Annotated in this window: 11 protein-coding genes; all 11 read right to left on the minus strand. The window is 48.8% G+C overall.

Annotation, left to right across the window (positions count from 1 at the left end):
* Nucleotides 1-14: 14 nt before the first annotated feature.
* Nucleotides 15-1,127, minus strand: a complete 1,113-nt coding sequence (locus BLR15_RS06385) for a DUF418 domain-containing protein (RefSeq protein ID WP_176754074.1) — start codon at nucleotides 1,125-1,127, stop codon at nucleotides 15-17.
* Nucleotides 1,117-4,569: a helicase-exonuclease AddAB subunit AddA gene (addA, locus tag BLR15_RS06390; protein WP_092985810.1), complete on the minus strand. Its 3,453-nt coding sequence runs from the start codon at nucleotides 4,567-4,569 to the stop codon at nucleotides 1,117-1,119. The genes BLR15_RS06385 and addA overlap by 11 nt, the downstream gene beginning before the upstream one ends.
* A complete protein-coding gene (locus BLR15_RS06395) occupies nucleotides 4,550-8,044 on the minus strand; it encodes a PD-(D/E)XK nuclease family protein (RefSeq protein ID WP_092985812.1) in 3,495 nt (1,164 codons plus the stop codon). Before BLR15_RS06395 ends, addA begins: the two co-directional genes overlap by 20 nt.
* A gap of 57 nt (nucleotides 8,045-8,101) precedes the next feature.
* Nucleotides 8,102-8,635, minus strand: coding sequence for a signal peptidase I (gene lepB / locus BLR15_RS06400; protein WP_092985814.1), 534 nt, complete (start codon nucleotides 8,633-8,635; stop codon nucleotides 8,102-8,104).
* A 12-nt stretch (nucleotides 8,636-8,647) separates the two neighbouring features.
* Nucleotides 8,648-9,247: a TVP38/TMEM64 family protein gene (locus tag BLR15_RS06405; protein ID WP_092985816.1), complete on the minus strand. Its 600-nt coding sequence runs from the start codon at nucleotides 9,245-9,247 to the stop codon at nucleotides 8,648-8,650.
* An 81-nt stretch (nucleotides 9,248-9,328) separates the two neighbouring features.
* Complete coding sequence (locus tag BLR15_RS06410; protein ID WP_092985818.1) at nucleotides 9,329-10,657, minus strand: glucose-6-phosphate isomerase; 1,329 nt, start codon at nucleotides 10,655-10,657, stop codon at nucleotides 9,329-9,331.
* Nucleotides 10,658-10,862: 205 nt separating this feature from the next.
* Nucleotides 10,863-11,648 (minus strand): tryptophan synthase subunit alpha, encoded by a 786-nt coding sequence (gene trpA / locus BLR15_RS06415; protein ID WP_092985820.1) that lies wholly within the window; start codon nucleotides 11,646-11,648, stop codon nucleotides 10,863-10,865.
* Nucleotides 11,635-12,849 carry a tryptophan synthase subunit beta gene (trpB, locus tag BLR15_RS06420; RefSeq protein ID WP_092985822.1) on the minus strand — a complete coding sequence of 405 codons (1,215 nt, stop codon included), beginning with the start codon at nucleotides 12,847-12,849 and terminating at the stop codon, nucleotides 11,635-11,637. Before trpB ends, trpA begins: the two co-directional genes overlap by 14 nt.
* The gene (locus BLR15_RS06425; RefSeq protein ID WP_092985824.1) at nucleotides 12,850-13,464 is read right to left on the minus strand and encodes a phosphoribosylanthranilate isomerase; all 615 of its coding nucleotides are present in this window, start codon (nucleotides 13,462-13,464) and stop codon (nucleotides 12,850-12,852) included.
* Nucleotides 13,461-14,225: an indole-3-glycerol phosphate synthase TrpC gene (gene trpC, locus BLR15_RS06430; RefSeq protein WP_245696642.1), complete on the minus strand. Its 765-nt coding sequence runs from the start codon at nucleotides 14,223-14,225 to the stop codon at nucleotides 13,461-13,463. Before trpC ends, BLR15_RS06425 begins: the two co-directional genes overlap by 4 nt.
* Complete coding sequence (trpD, locus tag BLR15_RS06435) at nucleotides 14,225-15,283, minus strand: anthranilate phosphoribosyltransferase (protein WP_245696649.1); 1,059 nt, start codon at nucleotides 15,281-15,283, stop codon at nucleotides 14,225-14,227. Before trpD ends, trpC begins: the two co-directional genes overlap by 1 nt.
* Nucleotides 15,284-15,387: the final 104 nt, after the last annotated feature.

The following is a 15,387-nucleotide window of genomic DNA, read 5'->3' on the forward strand; positions in this document are numbered from 1 at the left end:
TATAACAAACATAGTCATTTAATGTTTTCTTTTCTCACTGCCACTGCACTTAATTCCTCAAGAGATTTTATGCCGTAACGCCTCAAAACGTTCATAATAACAAGCAGCAATGCATAAATAATTATGATAATAAAGGTCATATTGCCGATTGAAACTTCACCGTACAAAGAGAATCCGATGCCGTATGATGCGACCGCCATGATGACATTCGACAATATATAGACGGTCAGCCCCTTTTCGCCTGCAGCACCGAATACGCCCGACAGTTTTTCAGGCAGCATATTAAAAATAAGAAACAGCAGCATGAAGTAGCCTGTCCCGAGCAGCGGGCCGCCGAAACGTTCAGCAAATTCCGCTGCGGTAAACGAGTCGAGCGAGATGACTTCGATCATCTTGATGATGATGCCGCCGACGAGGAGCGCTGCGGTAATCGATATCATCAGCAGGCCGTTATTTCTGAACAGCTCTGCCAAATTGAACTTATGCAGCACGATGCCGAGCAGCGTCCACGGCAGGATGCCGAAAATCCACATGAACCATTCACTCAGCTGGTAAGTGAAAAACACTTCCAGATTCAGCCCGACGATGGCAAAATAATCGCTGCTCCTGAATGTGCTTGAAAATCTGTTCACTTCCTGGATGCTCGAGTAGATGATATCCCCCGGCGAATTGAGTCCGCTTAAGATGACCATCAGACCGTTGACGATGATGTGCAAAAGAAGAAGCAGTACAAATGCGCCGAGAACGATCCTCTTGTCCGTACGGATGAATAATGCAGCCAGGATGAGCATCAGGAAGATCGCCGGCAGCGGATCGAATCCGAACAGGAACACTACCGATATCAACGCAATAAAGAACATTACAACAAGCGTCAAAATGATGTTCACAAGCGCATGGTCTCTGAATGTCATCAGCATGTAGCCGCCCGAGAGGGCTGCGAGCGGCACCGCAGCGCCGCCTAAAAATATATTCATGATCTGGAAATGGGTCCGCTCGGTGCCGTAAAAGTACTCGTACGGATTGATCACATCGAGCGGTATCGTAAACCGCATGCCGTTTGACAGGGCAAGGATGAGAACCGCGATGGCCATTATGAAAAATATGCGTCGTTTATTGTCAGTCTTCAACTTTGATCGCTCCATAAGAAAAGAAATACAGATATACCGTCACTTCCGTGCCCAGCGCTTTTTCGGCCGAACGGCGGTAAATATCCATCTGTGTCCTGTACCGGTCCGCGAGGTCCTGTTCTGTGAACATCGGCGGAATCCAGTCGGTTTTATAGTCAATAATAGTATAATGGCCGTCGATTTCCAATAAGCAGTCCATAATTCCCTGGACGATCTGCGATTCATATTCCGAGTAGCCGATCGCGTGCTGGTTCATGATGAATGGAATTTCCGTATGGATCTGCTTCTGCTTTTCGAGCAGCCCCATCATCGTTTCGTCGCTGATAAAACGGATGACGTTTTCATGGATTTTCCTGACATGTGCGTCCGTCAGAAATGTTTCGCTGTCCTCGGTGTTTTCGATCAGCCGGCCGATGTATTCTTCCCTGTCCGCTTCTTCAAGAACGCTGAAAGCATCCCAGTCATTCAAAAGATGCATCATCACTTCGTGCATGATCGTCCCGAATATCGGTGCCTCGACACGGTCGCGTTTAAAATTCGGCTCTTTTAAATTGACCTGTCTTGAGTGCCGGATCACTTTCGCGTCATCCGGCGGCATATCATTTTTACGCTTGATCTCGGTCACCGATTCCTTATGCACGACACGGGTCTTTTTCGGACTGTGATACTGGTAGTTGAACCGCTCTGATAAAGACTCCGACCGCCCTGCATCCACCTCTTCCAGCATATCGAGCGTCAGATGATGCTGCGTCTTTTCTTCCTCATCCTCTTCGATGACGACATTGTCCATCGTCAGAAATTCAAATCCTTCGTCATTCAAATATTTCAAAATCGGATAGAGGAGATCCTGGACACTCGTGATATTCAGACGGTGATCGGCGAGCACCATGCCGCCGCTGTATAAATATTTCTGCTTTTCTTCCTTTTTGAAGACGACCGGAATGATCAGCTGTTCGACCGCACGTGTCATCGCCACATAGATCAGCCGCATCTCTTCCGATATCGTTTCTTTTTTAATGTATTCCTGCATAACGGTCGAATGGATGCTCGGTAAAATCGTATCACTCTCCGGTCTGAACTGTCTGAAGCCGATGCCGTAGTCCGCATGGACGATGACCCTCGACTTGAGATCCCTGAAGTTCAGATTTCTGTGGATGCCCGCATAGATGACATATTCGAACTCAAGGCCCTTCGAAGCATGGATCGTCATGACACGTAAAATATCATCATCCGGCGAGACCGTATTCTCCTCGCCGAAGTCCTGGCCGTCCTCAATCATGCGGCTGATTGTTGTGATGAACTGGTACAGAGAGATATGCGACATCTCTTCAAACTCCATCGCCTTTTCAATCAGGCCGTTCAAGTTTGCCCGCCTGTTCTGGCCGCCGGGGAGGCCTGAGAAATATTCAGGCAGATTGAACTGATAATAAATTTCATCGATGAGCTCGGGTACGCTCAAGTACCGCGCCTGCATGCGCAGCTCATCGAGAACGATGAAAAATTCATGGATTTTATTTTTCAGATCATCGTTTCCGCTGTACTCCCGGCATGCGGAATAAAAGTAATCCGCATTCGAAAGTGAACGGATTCTCGCGATATCCTCTTCGCTGAAATCAAACTGCGGCAGGCGCATCGTGCCGACGAAATGATCATCCTGCAGAGGATTGTCGATGATGGACAGTATACTGAGCAGTGTACGCACTTCGAGCGTATCCAGATACCCTGTACGGTTGTTGACGTAGACGGGCAGCTCCGCTTCACTCAGCATTTTGCGGTAATCCTCGTTGTCCCGGGTGTTGCGCGTCAAAATGACGATATCTTTATATCTGGCCCCGCCGCGCACCTTTTCTTTGACGACATCGATGATATGCCTGACCTCCGCATTGCCGTCAATGTTGTCCGTCTCTTCCAGCACATGCACTTCCTGCCTGGTGTCCGGGGCATCCAGATAGTTCCCCTGGACGAGCTTCTGTGCGTCGTCGTAATCGATCTCCCCGACGGTCTCATCCATGATCCGCTCAAATACATGGTTCGTCAGATCGAGCACCTCACCTTTTGAACGGAAGTTGTGGTTCAGATGGATGATCCTGCCGCTGTCAGGCCCTGAAAATCTGTCCGCTTTTTCTATGAACAGTGACGGGTCCGCCTGTCTGAATTTATAAATCGACTGTTTGACGTCGCCGACCATGAACAGGTTGCCGTCCTTTTCATCCCCACTTTTAATGAGGGAGATGATGGCCTCCTGCACACGGTTGATATCCTGATACTCGTCGATCATGATTTCCTTGAACTGTTCACGGTAGATTTTCGCGACTTCATTGTCATTCGCGTTCAAAATTGCGAGCGCATAATGCTCATAGTCCGAAAAGTCCATATCGTTTCTGCTCTGTTTTTTCTCTTTGAAAAGTTCCAGTACATCGATCGTAATCTGAATCAGTATATTGTTCATGTCATTCATCGGCGACAGTTCGCTTTCCACCTCTTCGTACGTATAGGCGTGGAGCGCACGCAGCTCATTATAAGCGTCTTTCACTTTATTCTGCGTGGCCGTCAGCTCTTTTTTGTCATCCGGGTCAGCGATCTTTTTGAAAAATGAAGTCCGTCCGTCTTTCAGCTGATACGGCGGCAGAGAAATCGCCCTGCCATGAAGATTGTCCTCACGGGCGAACGCCACCGTCCGGATCATATCCGTCAGGGCATCGAACGCATCCCTTCTGGCGGTATCTTTCAGCTCCTCGTGATGGACCGCCAGATAATCTTTGTGCAGTTCTGAAAGGGAAGCTTCAAGCGCGATCAGCTTATGTCTGATGATGTCATTGTAGTCATCCAGTATGTTTTCCATATGACTGTTGTTTTCATACTGGTCGAACTGAGAAGTCAGGTAAGCAAGCGGCTCCGGGCTCGCAACGGCGGTATGGTACATGCTTTTGATGATATCCTTCAGACCGCTATTGTTCTTATCCGATGCCGTCATCAGATTCAGTTCGGTGAATGCTTCGGAACTCTCTTCGTAGTAGTTTTCCAGCACCTGGCCGATGGCGTTTTCCAGGCGGATCTGTCCTTCGATATCGGACAGCGTACGCATATCCGGCGAGATGCCGATGACGTTGTAATGCATCTTGATCAAGTAGAGACAGAAGCTGTGCAGTGTGGATATATGGGCTTCGTTCAGCTTCAGTATCTCTTCGTTCAGACGCGGGTCGCCTGTCTCGATATACTTCTTTCTGAGCGCCTTTTCAATTTTCTCTTTCATGTCTTTTGCGCTCATATTCGTAAATGTCGAGACGAGCAGTTCATCGACGGAATATCTGCCGCCGACGATATTCTGGATGATGCGTTCGACAAGCACCGTCGTCTTACCGCTTCCTGCAGCGGCCGAAATCAATATATCCGAGCCGCTGAAATGAATCGCTTCATACTGTTCATCCGTCCATGTCACCATCACCGGTCACCTCACTTTCAAATTGCTCGATTTCTGTGTCATCCATCTTGTTTTCTCGGATATCGCGGGCGTTCAGTAAATAATCCACACGGCACGCAAACTTGAAATCGCAGAAACTGCATGGCAGTACATCATTCGTCGCCATCGGATTCACTTTATTCGCACCGCTGTATATGTCATCGGTCACTTTCCTATACAGTTCCATCACATAGTCCGCGTAATGGCGGAACAGTGCCGGGCTGAAGTAGCGCCCTTTCGTCCGTGCGTTAATCCTGCCTTTTTGTGATACCGTGATCGGATAATATTCCCCGTACTCCGTATAGTCATCAAGGTTTGACAACAGTCCGCTCAAACCGACCGAAGTCTCGTCCAGATATTCATTGAAGGACGGATGTTCATTGATGAACGCACCGTCGGGCTTGAGCTGTTTATTCTGTTCTTTGATGATGTCTTCAGGATCCTTTTCCTCCTTCAGGCTGAGGACCGGGTCCCTGACCGGGAAAAACAGCATGCTGTTGGGTTTTATTTCCCCGTCGAATAAAGTACTGCCCTTTTCGGTCAGGACATGCATGTATGTGATCATCTGCAGCTCGAGGCCGTTCAGTATGCCGGTCCTTGAAATGCTTCTTGTGCTCGATTTGTAGTCGATCAGATTGACGTATGAATGCCCGCCGGCATCATATGCATCGATTCGGTCGACCTTGCCCCGGAGAGCGATCTCACGGCCTTCGTTGCTCGTAAGGCGTACTTCTCCGAGGTCATCCTGCTCTTTGCCGAATGACATTTCGACGCGGGAAATCTTATATTCCCCGAGACGCTCGATATCGCGCATGAAGTGGATCAGACGTTCGAGCGCGTCTTTTGCCCGCCTTTTCAGCGAGGCATTATAAAACGACTCATTGAAAATGCCGTGCTGTATCGCGGCCGCTTCTTCGTCAATCGCCGTTTCAATGATGCTGGCGATATGGTCGTCCTCATGCTGGAAGGTAAAATCGAGCTTTCTCGTCACATGCTCCAGCACATGGTGGTACAGGTTGCCGAGGTCGAGCGGCGCCACTTTGAACGGCTGTCTGACATTCAGCTTGAGCCCGTAATTTGAAAAATGCTGGAACTCACAGCGGTTGAATGATTCGAATCTGGACACACTCGCCATCATCGATTCGCCGTATAACGCTTCTGCCGTGTCATGAGAGATCGGTTCCGAGCGGTTGTCGTCAGTAAGACTCGCCCTGATTCTCGAGTACATGCCGGTCGTATCATAGCGTCTGATCATCTGGAACAGGCGGATCCATGTATTGAACTCGGGGTACCTGGCGATTTCCTGGACCGCCGCATTATTTATATTGAGCAGCTCCCGCATCTTCAGATGGATGAGTGACTCCATGCTTCTTGCCGACGACACCAGTTTTTCCGGTTCGAAGTTCTCATAAAGGGACGTCCGGCTGTAGACGAGATCTTTCTGGTAATCATTTTCAGGGATGATCTCTTCTGCGAACGGGCTGATCTTCGTCGTCTCGCCGCCCTGGAGCGTATTTGAAAAGCTGATGAAAAGGCCGTCGGTCGCCCGGGTGATGCCGTGGTAAAAGACGAAACGCTCATCCTGGGCGAGCACTCTGGCGCTCGGCGACAAAATGATGCCGTGTGCTTCGAACAGTTCTTTTTCCTCTTCCCTGATGATCGCGTTCGTCCGCGTTTCCCTCGGCATGACGTTCCGGTTCATGCCGATCAGGAAGACGTACTTCTTGTTCTCGACTTTCGCGAGGTCGAGATTGCCGACGATGACCTGATCGATCGTCGAAGGCAGCAGATTGAATTCCGCATTCAGCAGACCATCTTTGAACGTTTCATAAAAGATGTCGAATGCGACTGCTTCCTCCCTGAAGACGACATACGCGTCATCCATCAGCCGGATCAGCTGATTATAGGCCTGTTCGGTCTCATCCCGTTTGATGATGGCATCCATCTCTTCCAGATGTCCTATTTCCGCTTCTATCCGCCGATCGATGCCGTTTTCCGTGATGAAGTTGTGGATGATCGTGATATACTCTTTCACCGTCGATGCCTCATCAAACCGGTTGAAAAGATCCGACAGCCGGCCGAGCACTTTATTTTTAAAGTCCAGAAGGTCCTGCACTTCTCCGGTCACATCTTTGTCGATGATCTGACCGTCGGCACTGCGGACTTTCTTGACCGTGAATAATTCATCCTTGAACAGGGCGCTCCGCGTCAGTCCGCGCTCCAGCGCAAAGTTTTCAAACTGGAAAATAAAATCCCGTTCTGAGTCATCGGTCAAATATTCGGTTTTCAGAACATCCATGAGCGCAGTGAAATCGAATTTCCGCATGTAGCACTCGAGCACGGCAATGATGAACTGGATGAAAGGATGGGAATACATCGGAACCTTTCTGTCGACGTGATATGAAATATCGAAGCGTCTGAAAATCGAATGGATATGCTGGATGTAGCTCTGGTCGCGGTAGAGGATGCCGATATCGTTATAGTTCACGTCACCGTCCGCGGTCAGCCTTTCGATTTCACGTGCGACGTTTGTGACTTCATCGATGATGTTCGGCGACTCGATAATTTTGATGCCGTCATATAAAGTCATCGGGCGGTTGTCCGAGAAATATTCCTCAAGCTGGATCAGGCCCATCTTGTCTGAACGTCTGAACTGATCGTCGAAGTGGTCGATTTTCACCGCGCTGCCGAGCAGCTCCTGCAGCCTTTCGATCGTCGCATTCGTCTTTCTGAAGAGAGTTTTATTCTCCCCTTTATGGGTCAGAAGGACGTTGATCGTCTTCACTCTTTTCGACAGTCTTGCGATGAGCTGGAATTCACTTTCCGTGAAGTTATGGAAACCGTCGATGTAAATGACGGCATCCTTCAACGATTTTACATCGGGATGGGTGTCCAGCACATTCATGAACGTATTGATGATGTTCAGATCTTCGATATTATGACGCCTGGTCTGCTCCAGCCAGTGTTTGTATATATGCGTCAGGTCGTACAGCTTGTCCTGATAGCGCTCCTTTTCAGAGGTGACGAGCCCGATATCATCCGCCGTCACCTGGTACGTCCTGAATTCCTTCAGCATATCGAGCACCTTTTTTGAAAATTTTATGTACTGGCCCGAATCCTGGTAATATTTGAAGCCCGGTTTCATATCGTTCATTATTTTATGCAGCAGCATCACCTGGCCGCTTTCGCTCAAAGTCTCGCGGCTGCCGTGGCCGATCTCATTGAAGATATGCCAGATGAAACGCTGGAAGCTGAACACACCCGCCCTCAGACTGCCGACGATATTTTCGTTCGTCCGGGCGGTGATGATGCGTTCATACTGTAGTGTGTTCTGTGTCGGTGTGATGATATAAATATTCGATCCCAGCGGTTCTTCCATCGTCATCGCTTCTATCTCCCTGAACATCCGGTCGGTCTTACCCGTCCCGCTGACCCCGGTCCATATATTGACACCCATCGTCCCACTCCTTTTTGTTTATAAGTAAATAAAAGACACCGCGCCGGTGTCTTTTCATCAATCAAAATTAAATGCTATTTCATTAAGCGGCCAGAATCTCAAACTCACTTCTCCGACAATGCTGTCTTCATGAATCAGGCCGAAATCACGGCCGTCCCTTGAAATCGGCCGGTTGTCACCAAGCACCAGATAATGGTCTTCAGGGATGACGTCACCTTCGACGCCCAGATCTTCGAGTGTGAAGTTGTCCATGTACGAATCTTCGGTATGTACGACATAATCCTCTTCGAGCGCCTCCCCGTTCAGATACACCTGCTTATCTTCCATTTCAACCGTATCCCCCGGCGCACCGATGACACGTTTGACGTATGCCGGTCCCATCTCCGAGTCGAAGACGATGACATCCTCATATTCGTAATCCTGGAAATTATCCATGATTTTATTTACCACTACACGGTCACCATCCTTGAACGTCGGATCCATGCTCAGACCGTCGACGGTATAGGACACGAAGAAAAATGTCCTGATGACCACTATTAAAATGACAGCAACCGCAATTGCTACAAGCCACTCCATAATTTCTTTTTTCACAGCGTTGCACCTCTATTTATTCATTTTCTTATTTAAATACCTTTGATACCATTTCGAGAACAGGTATAACACCACCAGCAGTACGATTGAAGTGACCAGGCGCGCCGGCGAACCGAAAAACCCGATAATATCATATCCTACAAGTGACATCGAGGCAATCATTATAAATTTTGCCACGACCAGTATGAGGAGATACACTCTCGCCCTCATATTGGACAGTGCGGCGATGACATTGACTACAGACGTCGGAGTAAAGGGCAGCGCAAGCATTATGAACGCGAATGTAAACCCCCGCTCATCAACAAAGTGGAGCAGACGCTCAAGCTTCTCCCTACTGTGGATATACCTCTGTGCCGTGTTCCTGAATAAAAACCTGACCACCATGAAGACAAGGAAACTCCCCGTCACCGAGGCTGTGTAGCTCGTCAGAAATCCGACAAGGATACCATAAGAGTTGATATTTAAGATCACAATGACAAATAGAGGCAGTATCGGAAGGAAGGCTTCCAATATGATCAGAAAAAATCCAGCCAATATCCCAAATTGTTCAAACTGTTCGAAGATGGTCCGTACGCCTTCTTCGGTAGTAAGTAATTCAATAATCCGCTCCAATAATAAAACCTCACCCGAAAAATTAAAGGCTATATTTCTGCAATATAGCCTATTATAACATTACTGCTTATTATATTATTTTTATCGGAGTCTGTCATTTAATTCCTTCTGAAGTTCTTCGAATCCAGGTTTGCCGAGAAGTGCAAACATATTCTTCTTATAAGCCTCCACACCGGGCTGATCGAACGGATTGACGCCGAGAAGGTAACCGCTCATCGCACAGGACAGTTCGAAAAAATACACAAGATAGCCATAAGTACGGGCACTCATATCCGGCACTTCCATCAAAATGTTCGGCACACCGCCGTCGACGTGTGCAAGCACCGTGCCTTCCGCGGCTTTTTTATTGACCGCATCGACCGACATGCCCGCCAAATAATTGAGGCCGTCCAGGTTTTCTTCATCTTCCTCGATCGTGATATCGCTCATCGGCGTGCGTGCCGTCACAACCGTTTCAAATAAACTTCTCCGGCCTTCCTGTATATACTGTCCAAGCGAGTGCAGGTCAGTCGTGAAGTTTGCACTGTGGGGCAGGATGCCTTTGTTGTCCTTCCCTTCACTTTCACCGAACAGCTGCTTCCACCACTCTGCGATATATTTGAACCGGTCGTCATAGTTTACGAACAGTTCAGTGCTGTAGCCCTTTTTATAAAGGACGTTTCTTGCGGCGGCATAACGGTAGGCCTGATTTTGTCCCACTTCATTACTGTCCAGTTCGTCTTTCGCCTGTTTCGCACCGGCCATGACGTCATCGATATTGATATCCGCCGCAGCCATCGGCAGCAGCCCGACAGCCGTCAGCACAGAGAAGCGGCCTCCGATGTCGTCAGGTACCGTGAACGTTTCGAAACCTTCCGTATCGGCGAGTTTTTTGAGCGCGCCCTTTTCACGGTCCGTCGTAACGAATATACGCTCTTTCACGTCATCATATTTTTCTTCAAGCAGCTGTTTGAATACGCGGAAAGCAATCGCCGGTTCCGTCGTCGTGCCTGATTTACTGATGACATTGATGGAAAAGTCCTTGTCCTTCAAATGGTTTTTCAGCTCATTCATATAATGGGCGGACAGATGATGCCCCGCAAAGATCACTTCGGTCCCTTTATTTTCAAAAGCCGGTTTGAGCATCTCGAGCGCCGCTTTCGCACCGAGGTAAGAGCCCCCGATCCCGATGACCACAAGAACATCCGAGTGGCCATTGATTTTTTCAGCCGCTTTTTTGACGCGGGAAAATTCCTCTTTATCGTAAGTTTCAGGAAGAGACGTCCATCCGAGAAACTCATTGCCGGCGCCGGTTTTATCGAATATGAGATCATGCGCCGCGTTTACGTATGGCTGCAGCAGTTCCAGTTCGTGATCGTTTATAAATGAGTTTGTATATTGTAAGTTTAAATCTATGTAGTTGTCAGACATCAAACCATCCTTTTGTATAGTTATTTGTATAGTTAATTGATAACTTCCATTGTAAAAATCTCCGGGCGATTTTTCAAATAAAATCTTCTTTTTGGTTGTGCGGCGGTGAGGATGTCGGGCAAACGGACTCCCACTTGGCCGATAGAACACGCACAAATGACCGGCTGAACTGACACACAGCCTGCCGGTCACAACATATATTATATTATTTGACTGCTGTGCTCTTTTCCGGGATGAGATCTTTTATTTTCCCGTCCTCTCCCTTGTGAAGGAGTTCGACAATTTTACTGCCGACGATGACTCCGTCTGAATAGCTGCCGAGCTGCTTTGCCATTTCAACGTTGGAGACCCCGAAACCGGCACATACGGGTACATCAGCGATGGATTTTATTTTCTCAAGATGACTGTAAGTGTCCTCGCCGAATGATTTTCTGCCGCCTGTCGTTCCTTTGATCGTCACGGCATACAGGAATCCTTCCGCGCCTTCGGACAGTTCCCGGATTCTGTCTTCATCACTTGTCAAAGTGACGAGTCTGATCAGCGCAATATCATGCTCTGACAAATGAACTTTGATATCTTCTTCCTCTTCAAGCGGGACGTCCGGCAGAATGATACCGGAAACGCCTGACTCTGCGGCATCTCTCGCAAATTCCGAATAGCCGATGTTCAAAATCGGATTGATATAAGTCATCAGCACAATCGGTGCAGTGATTTCATCTTTGATATTTTTCAGCTCGTCCAGAATATTCTGCAGTGAAATATTTTGTTCAAGTGCGCGGATTGCCGCCTGCTGGATGACGGGGCCGTCCGCGACGGGGTCTGAAAACGGAATGCCAAGTTCGATGATATCCACGCCAGACTCTTCAAGCGTCCTGATCTGGCCTTTCAATTTATCGAGTCCGCCGTCGCCGGCCATGATATAGGAAATAAACGCCTTATCACCGGTTGCTTTCAGTTTATTGAACACATCATCGATTTTAGTTTTGGTCATTGTCTTCACCTCTCATCAGACGTTTTACTTCGCTGACATCTTTGTCGCCGCGGCCGGACAGGCAGATGACGACGATTTCATCCTTCGTTTTCCCTTTGGCCGCTTCAATCGCTTCCGCTACTGCATGTGAACTTTCCAGTGCAGGAATGATGCCTTCCTTTTTACTGAGCAGCGTAAATGCGTCCAGCGCATCCGTATCGGTACGGGAAACGTAATTGACCCGCCCTGATTCATGAAGGTGGCTGTGTTCCGGACCGATGCCCGGGTAATCAAGGCCCGCAGAGACCGAATATGCCTCTTCAATCTGGCCGTTGTCATCCTGCAGGAGATGCATCTTCGCACCGTGCAGCACGCCGACACGCCCTTTTGAAATTGATGCCGCATATTCATCGGTGTCCAGACCTTTGCCGGATGCTTCCACCCCGATCAGTTCCACATCCGCGTCTTCGATGAACGGATAGAACATGCCCATCGCATTGCTGCCGCCGCCGATGCATGCAACGACGGTATCCGGCAGACGCCCTTCCTTGTCAATGATCTGCTCCCTGGTTTCACTGCCGATGACGCTCTGGAAGTCTCTGACGATCTGTGGGAACGGATGCGGTCCGAGGACGGAACCGAGGATGTAATGTGTATCATCCACATTCGCCACCCAGTGGCGGAGCGTCGCATTGACCGCATCCTTCAATGTGCCCCGCCCCGCATCGACACTGATGACTTCGGCGCCGAGCAATTCCATTCTGAAGACGTTCAGCTCCTGGCGTCTGACGTCTTCCTTACCCATGAAAATCATGCATTCAAGGCCGAGGTTCGCACAGATTGTCGCCGTTGCGACACCGTGCTGGCCTGCCCCCGTTTCAGCGATGATCTTCGTCTTTCCCATGCGCTTTGCAAGCAGTCCCTGCCCGACTGTGTTGTTGATCTTGTGGGCACCCGTATGATTCAGGTCTTCTCGTTTCAAATATATTTTCGCACCGCCGACATGCTCGGTTAAATGTTGTGCATAGTACAACGGTGTCGTCCGACCGACATAATCGGTCAGGTAGTCATCCAGTTCCTTTAAAAATTCCTCGTCCCGGATTGCTTTATTATATTCCGTCTCAAGCTCGTCGAGCGCCCCCATCAAAGTTTCAGGGACATATTTGCCGCCGAACACGCCGTACTTGCCCTTCTTGTCCGGAAATTCATATGACATCACCATCTATAGCACCTCTTTAACATTTTTTATGAATTCATCCACTTTTTTATAATCTTTCCTGCCGTCAGTCTCCACGCCGCTTGAAACATCCACGAGTGCTGGGTCGAATGTCGTGATTGCCTCTTTAATATTGTCCGGTTTCAATCCGCCGGCCAGCGCAAAACGGCTTTTATCAAGCCCATCCTGGTCGAACGACTCCCAGTCGAAAGTCGTGCCGGAACCGCCGTAATATTCTTTTCTCGGACTGTCTATCAGAATAAAGTTCCCCGGGTAGTTGAACTTTTCCCGGTTGGATAATTCCGAGTTGCTCGGGAATGCCTTGATGGCACGCGTTTTAAACTGTTCAACAAAGGCTTCCGGTTCATCTCCATGGAACTGTATATAATCAAGGCCGGTATCTTCCAGTGCCTTTTTTGCTTCTTCCGCGGTCGGATTGACAAACACGCCGACGGTCTTCGTATGCCCGGTGTCCAGTTTTTTTATGATGTCTGCCGCCTGTTCGGATGTGACCTGCCTTTTGCTCGGTGCAAAGACAAAGCCGATGAAATCGGCGCCTGCTTCTATTGCGTATTCGGCATCTTCCAATGTCTGCATGCCGCAAATTTTCACTTTGGTCATTTCTTCACCCTCAGTTCCCTGATCATTTCAGCCGGATGGTCCGCCTTCATCAGCGTTTCGCCGACGAGCAGGCACTCCGCTTTTCCTTCAGCCATCTGTGTTGCATCTTCCGCTGTCTCTATACCACTTTCTGCGATGAACAGAATGTTGTCATCATAATATTTATCGATCAGCCTGACCGTATTGTCCAGGTCGACTTTGAATGTTTTCAAATCTCTGTTGTTGATGCCGATGATGTCGGGGCCGATCTTCAGTCCGCGCTTGAGCTCCGTCTCATCATGCACTTCGACGATGACTTCCATGCCGAGCGACTTCGCTTTTTTGTAGTAGGCTTCAAGCTCATCGTCATCCAGTATCGTAACAATCAGCAAAATGATGTCCGCCCCGTGATTGTATGCATCGGTGATCTGGCGTTCATCAATGATGAAGTCCTTGTTCAATATCGGCACATCGACCGTCCTTCGAACATCTTCCAGATCCTTAAGCGACCCTTTGAAGAATTTTTCTTCTGTCAGTACGCTGATTGCCGTCGTGCCGCCTTCAACATACAATGCCGCCTGCTCAGCCGGGGTCATATCCGTATTGATATCCCCTTTCGAAGGCGATGCTCTCTTTATTTCGCTGATGATGCCGAGCCGTTCCTCTTTTTCGACCCGTTGTTTGAATGGGACCGGCTTTCTATTTGAAACTGCTTCAACCGTTGTTGGATAGTCTTTCAAAGTCTCTTTCTTTGCTACGACGATTTTATCTAATATAGTCATCATTTACCCTCATTTGTATATTTGATCAGCTGGTTCAGTTTTTCATCCGCACTGCCGGACTCGAGGCTCTTTTTCGCAAGTTCGATGCCTTCTTTGATCGACTGTGCCTTTTCTGCAACGAACAGGCCGATGCCCGCATTGAGGAGAACCGTATCTCTTTGTGCATCGGTCGCTTTATTTTTAAGGACGTTCAGCAGGATTTCCTTGTTGACGTGACCGTCGCCGCCTCTTAACTGCTCCATGTCATATGTGTTCATGCCGACATCTTCCGGTCTCAGTATGTGCGTCGTCACCCGGCCGTCGTTCAGGATCGCGATGCGGTTTTCACCGGCAAGGTTCGCTTCATCCATCTCATGTGCACCGTTCACGACGACCGCCCTCTTTCTGCCGAGCGATTTAAGAACGTGTGCCATCGTCTCGACCTGGTCTCTCTTATAGATGCCGAGGTACTGATAGTCCAGGTCCACCGGGTTGATCAGCGGGCCGATCATGTTGAAGACCGTCGGCACTTTCAGATCATTTCTCACCTTCATGATCTGTTTGATTTTCGGGTGGACATACGGTGCGAATAAAAATGCGATGCCGATGTCGTTGATCTGGTCCGAGATATTTCCCGGGGAATATTTCATCTGCAGGCCGAGTGCCGACAGAACGTCCGAGCTGCCTGTCAGGCTGGTGATGCTTTTATTGCCGTGCTTGGCGATTTTGACGCCGGCACCTGCAATGACGAATGCCGATGTCGTTGAAATATTGAAACTGTGCGAGCCGTCTCCACCCGTACCACAGTTATCTATGACATCCGGTATGTGCTGTGGAAGTTTTGCCGCATGATCTTTCAGTACAGTTACAAGAGCCGTTATCTCTTCCACAGTTTCACCTTTTTCCTTCAGGCCGACGAGTAGTGACGCCACTTCGCTGTCCGTCGCTCCTCCCGTAAGGACTGCATCAAACGCGTTGTACATCTCGTCGAACGTCAAGTCTTCCCTGCGGGATAATTTTAAAATATAAGGATAAACTGAAATTGTGTCCTCTGTAATTTGTACCATTGATTGTGTCATGATAAAAACCTCCATTTTAATATTTGATATAAAAAAGCCTCCACCGGTCAAAAGACCAATGGAGGACGGATTTCCGCGGTGCCACCTCGGTTAAGCTAATGCTT

Source organism: Lacicoccus qingdaonensis (genome assembly GCF_900101075.1).
Classification (GTDB): Bacteria; Bacillota; Bacilli; order Staphylococcales; family Salinicoccaceae; genus Lacicoccus; species Lacicoccus qingdaonensis.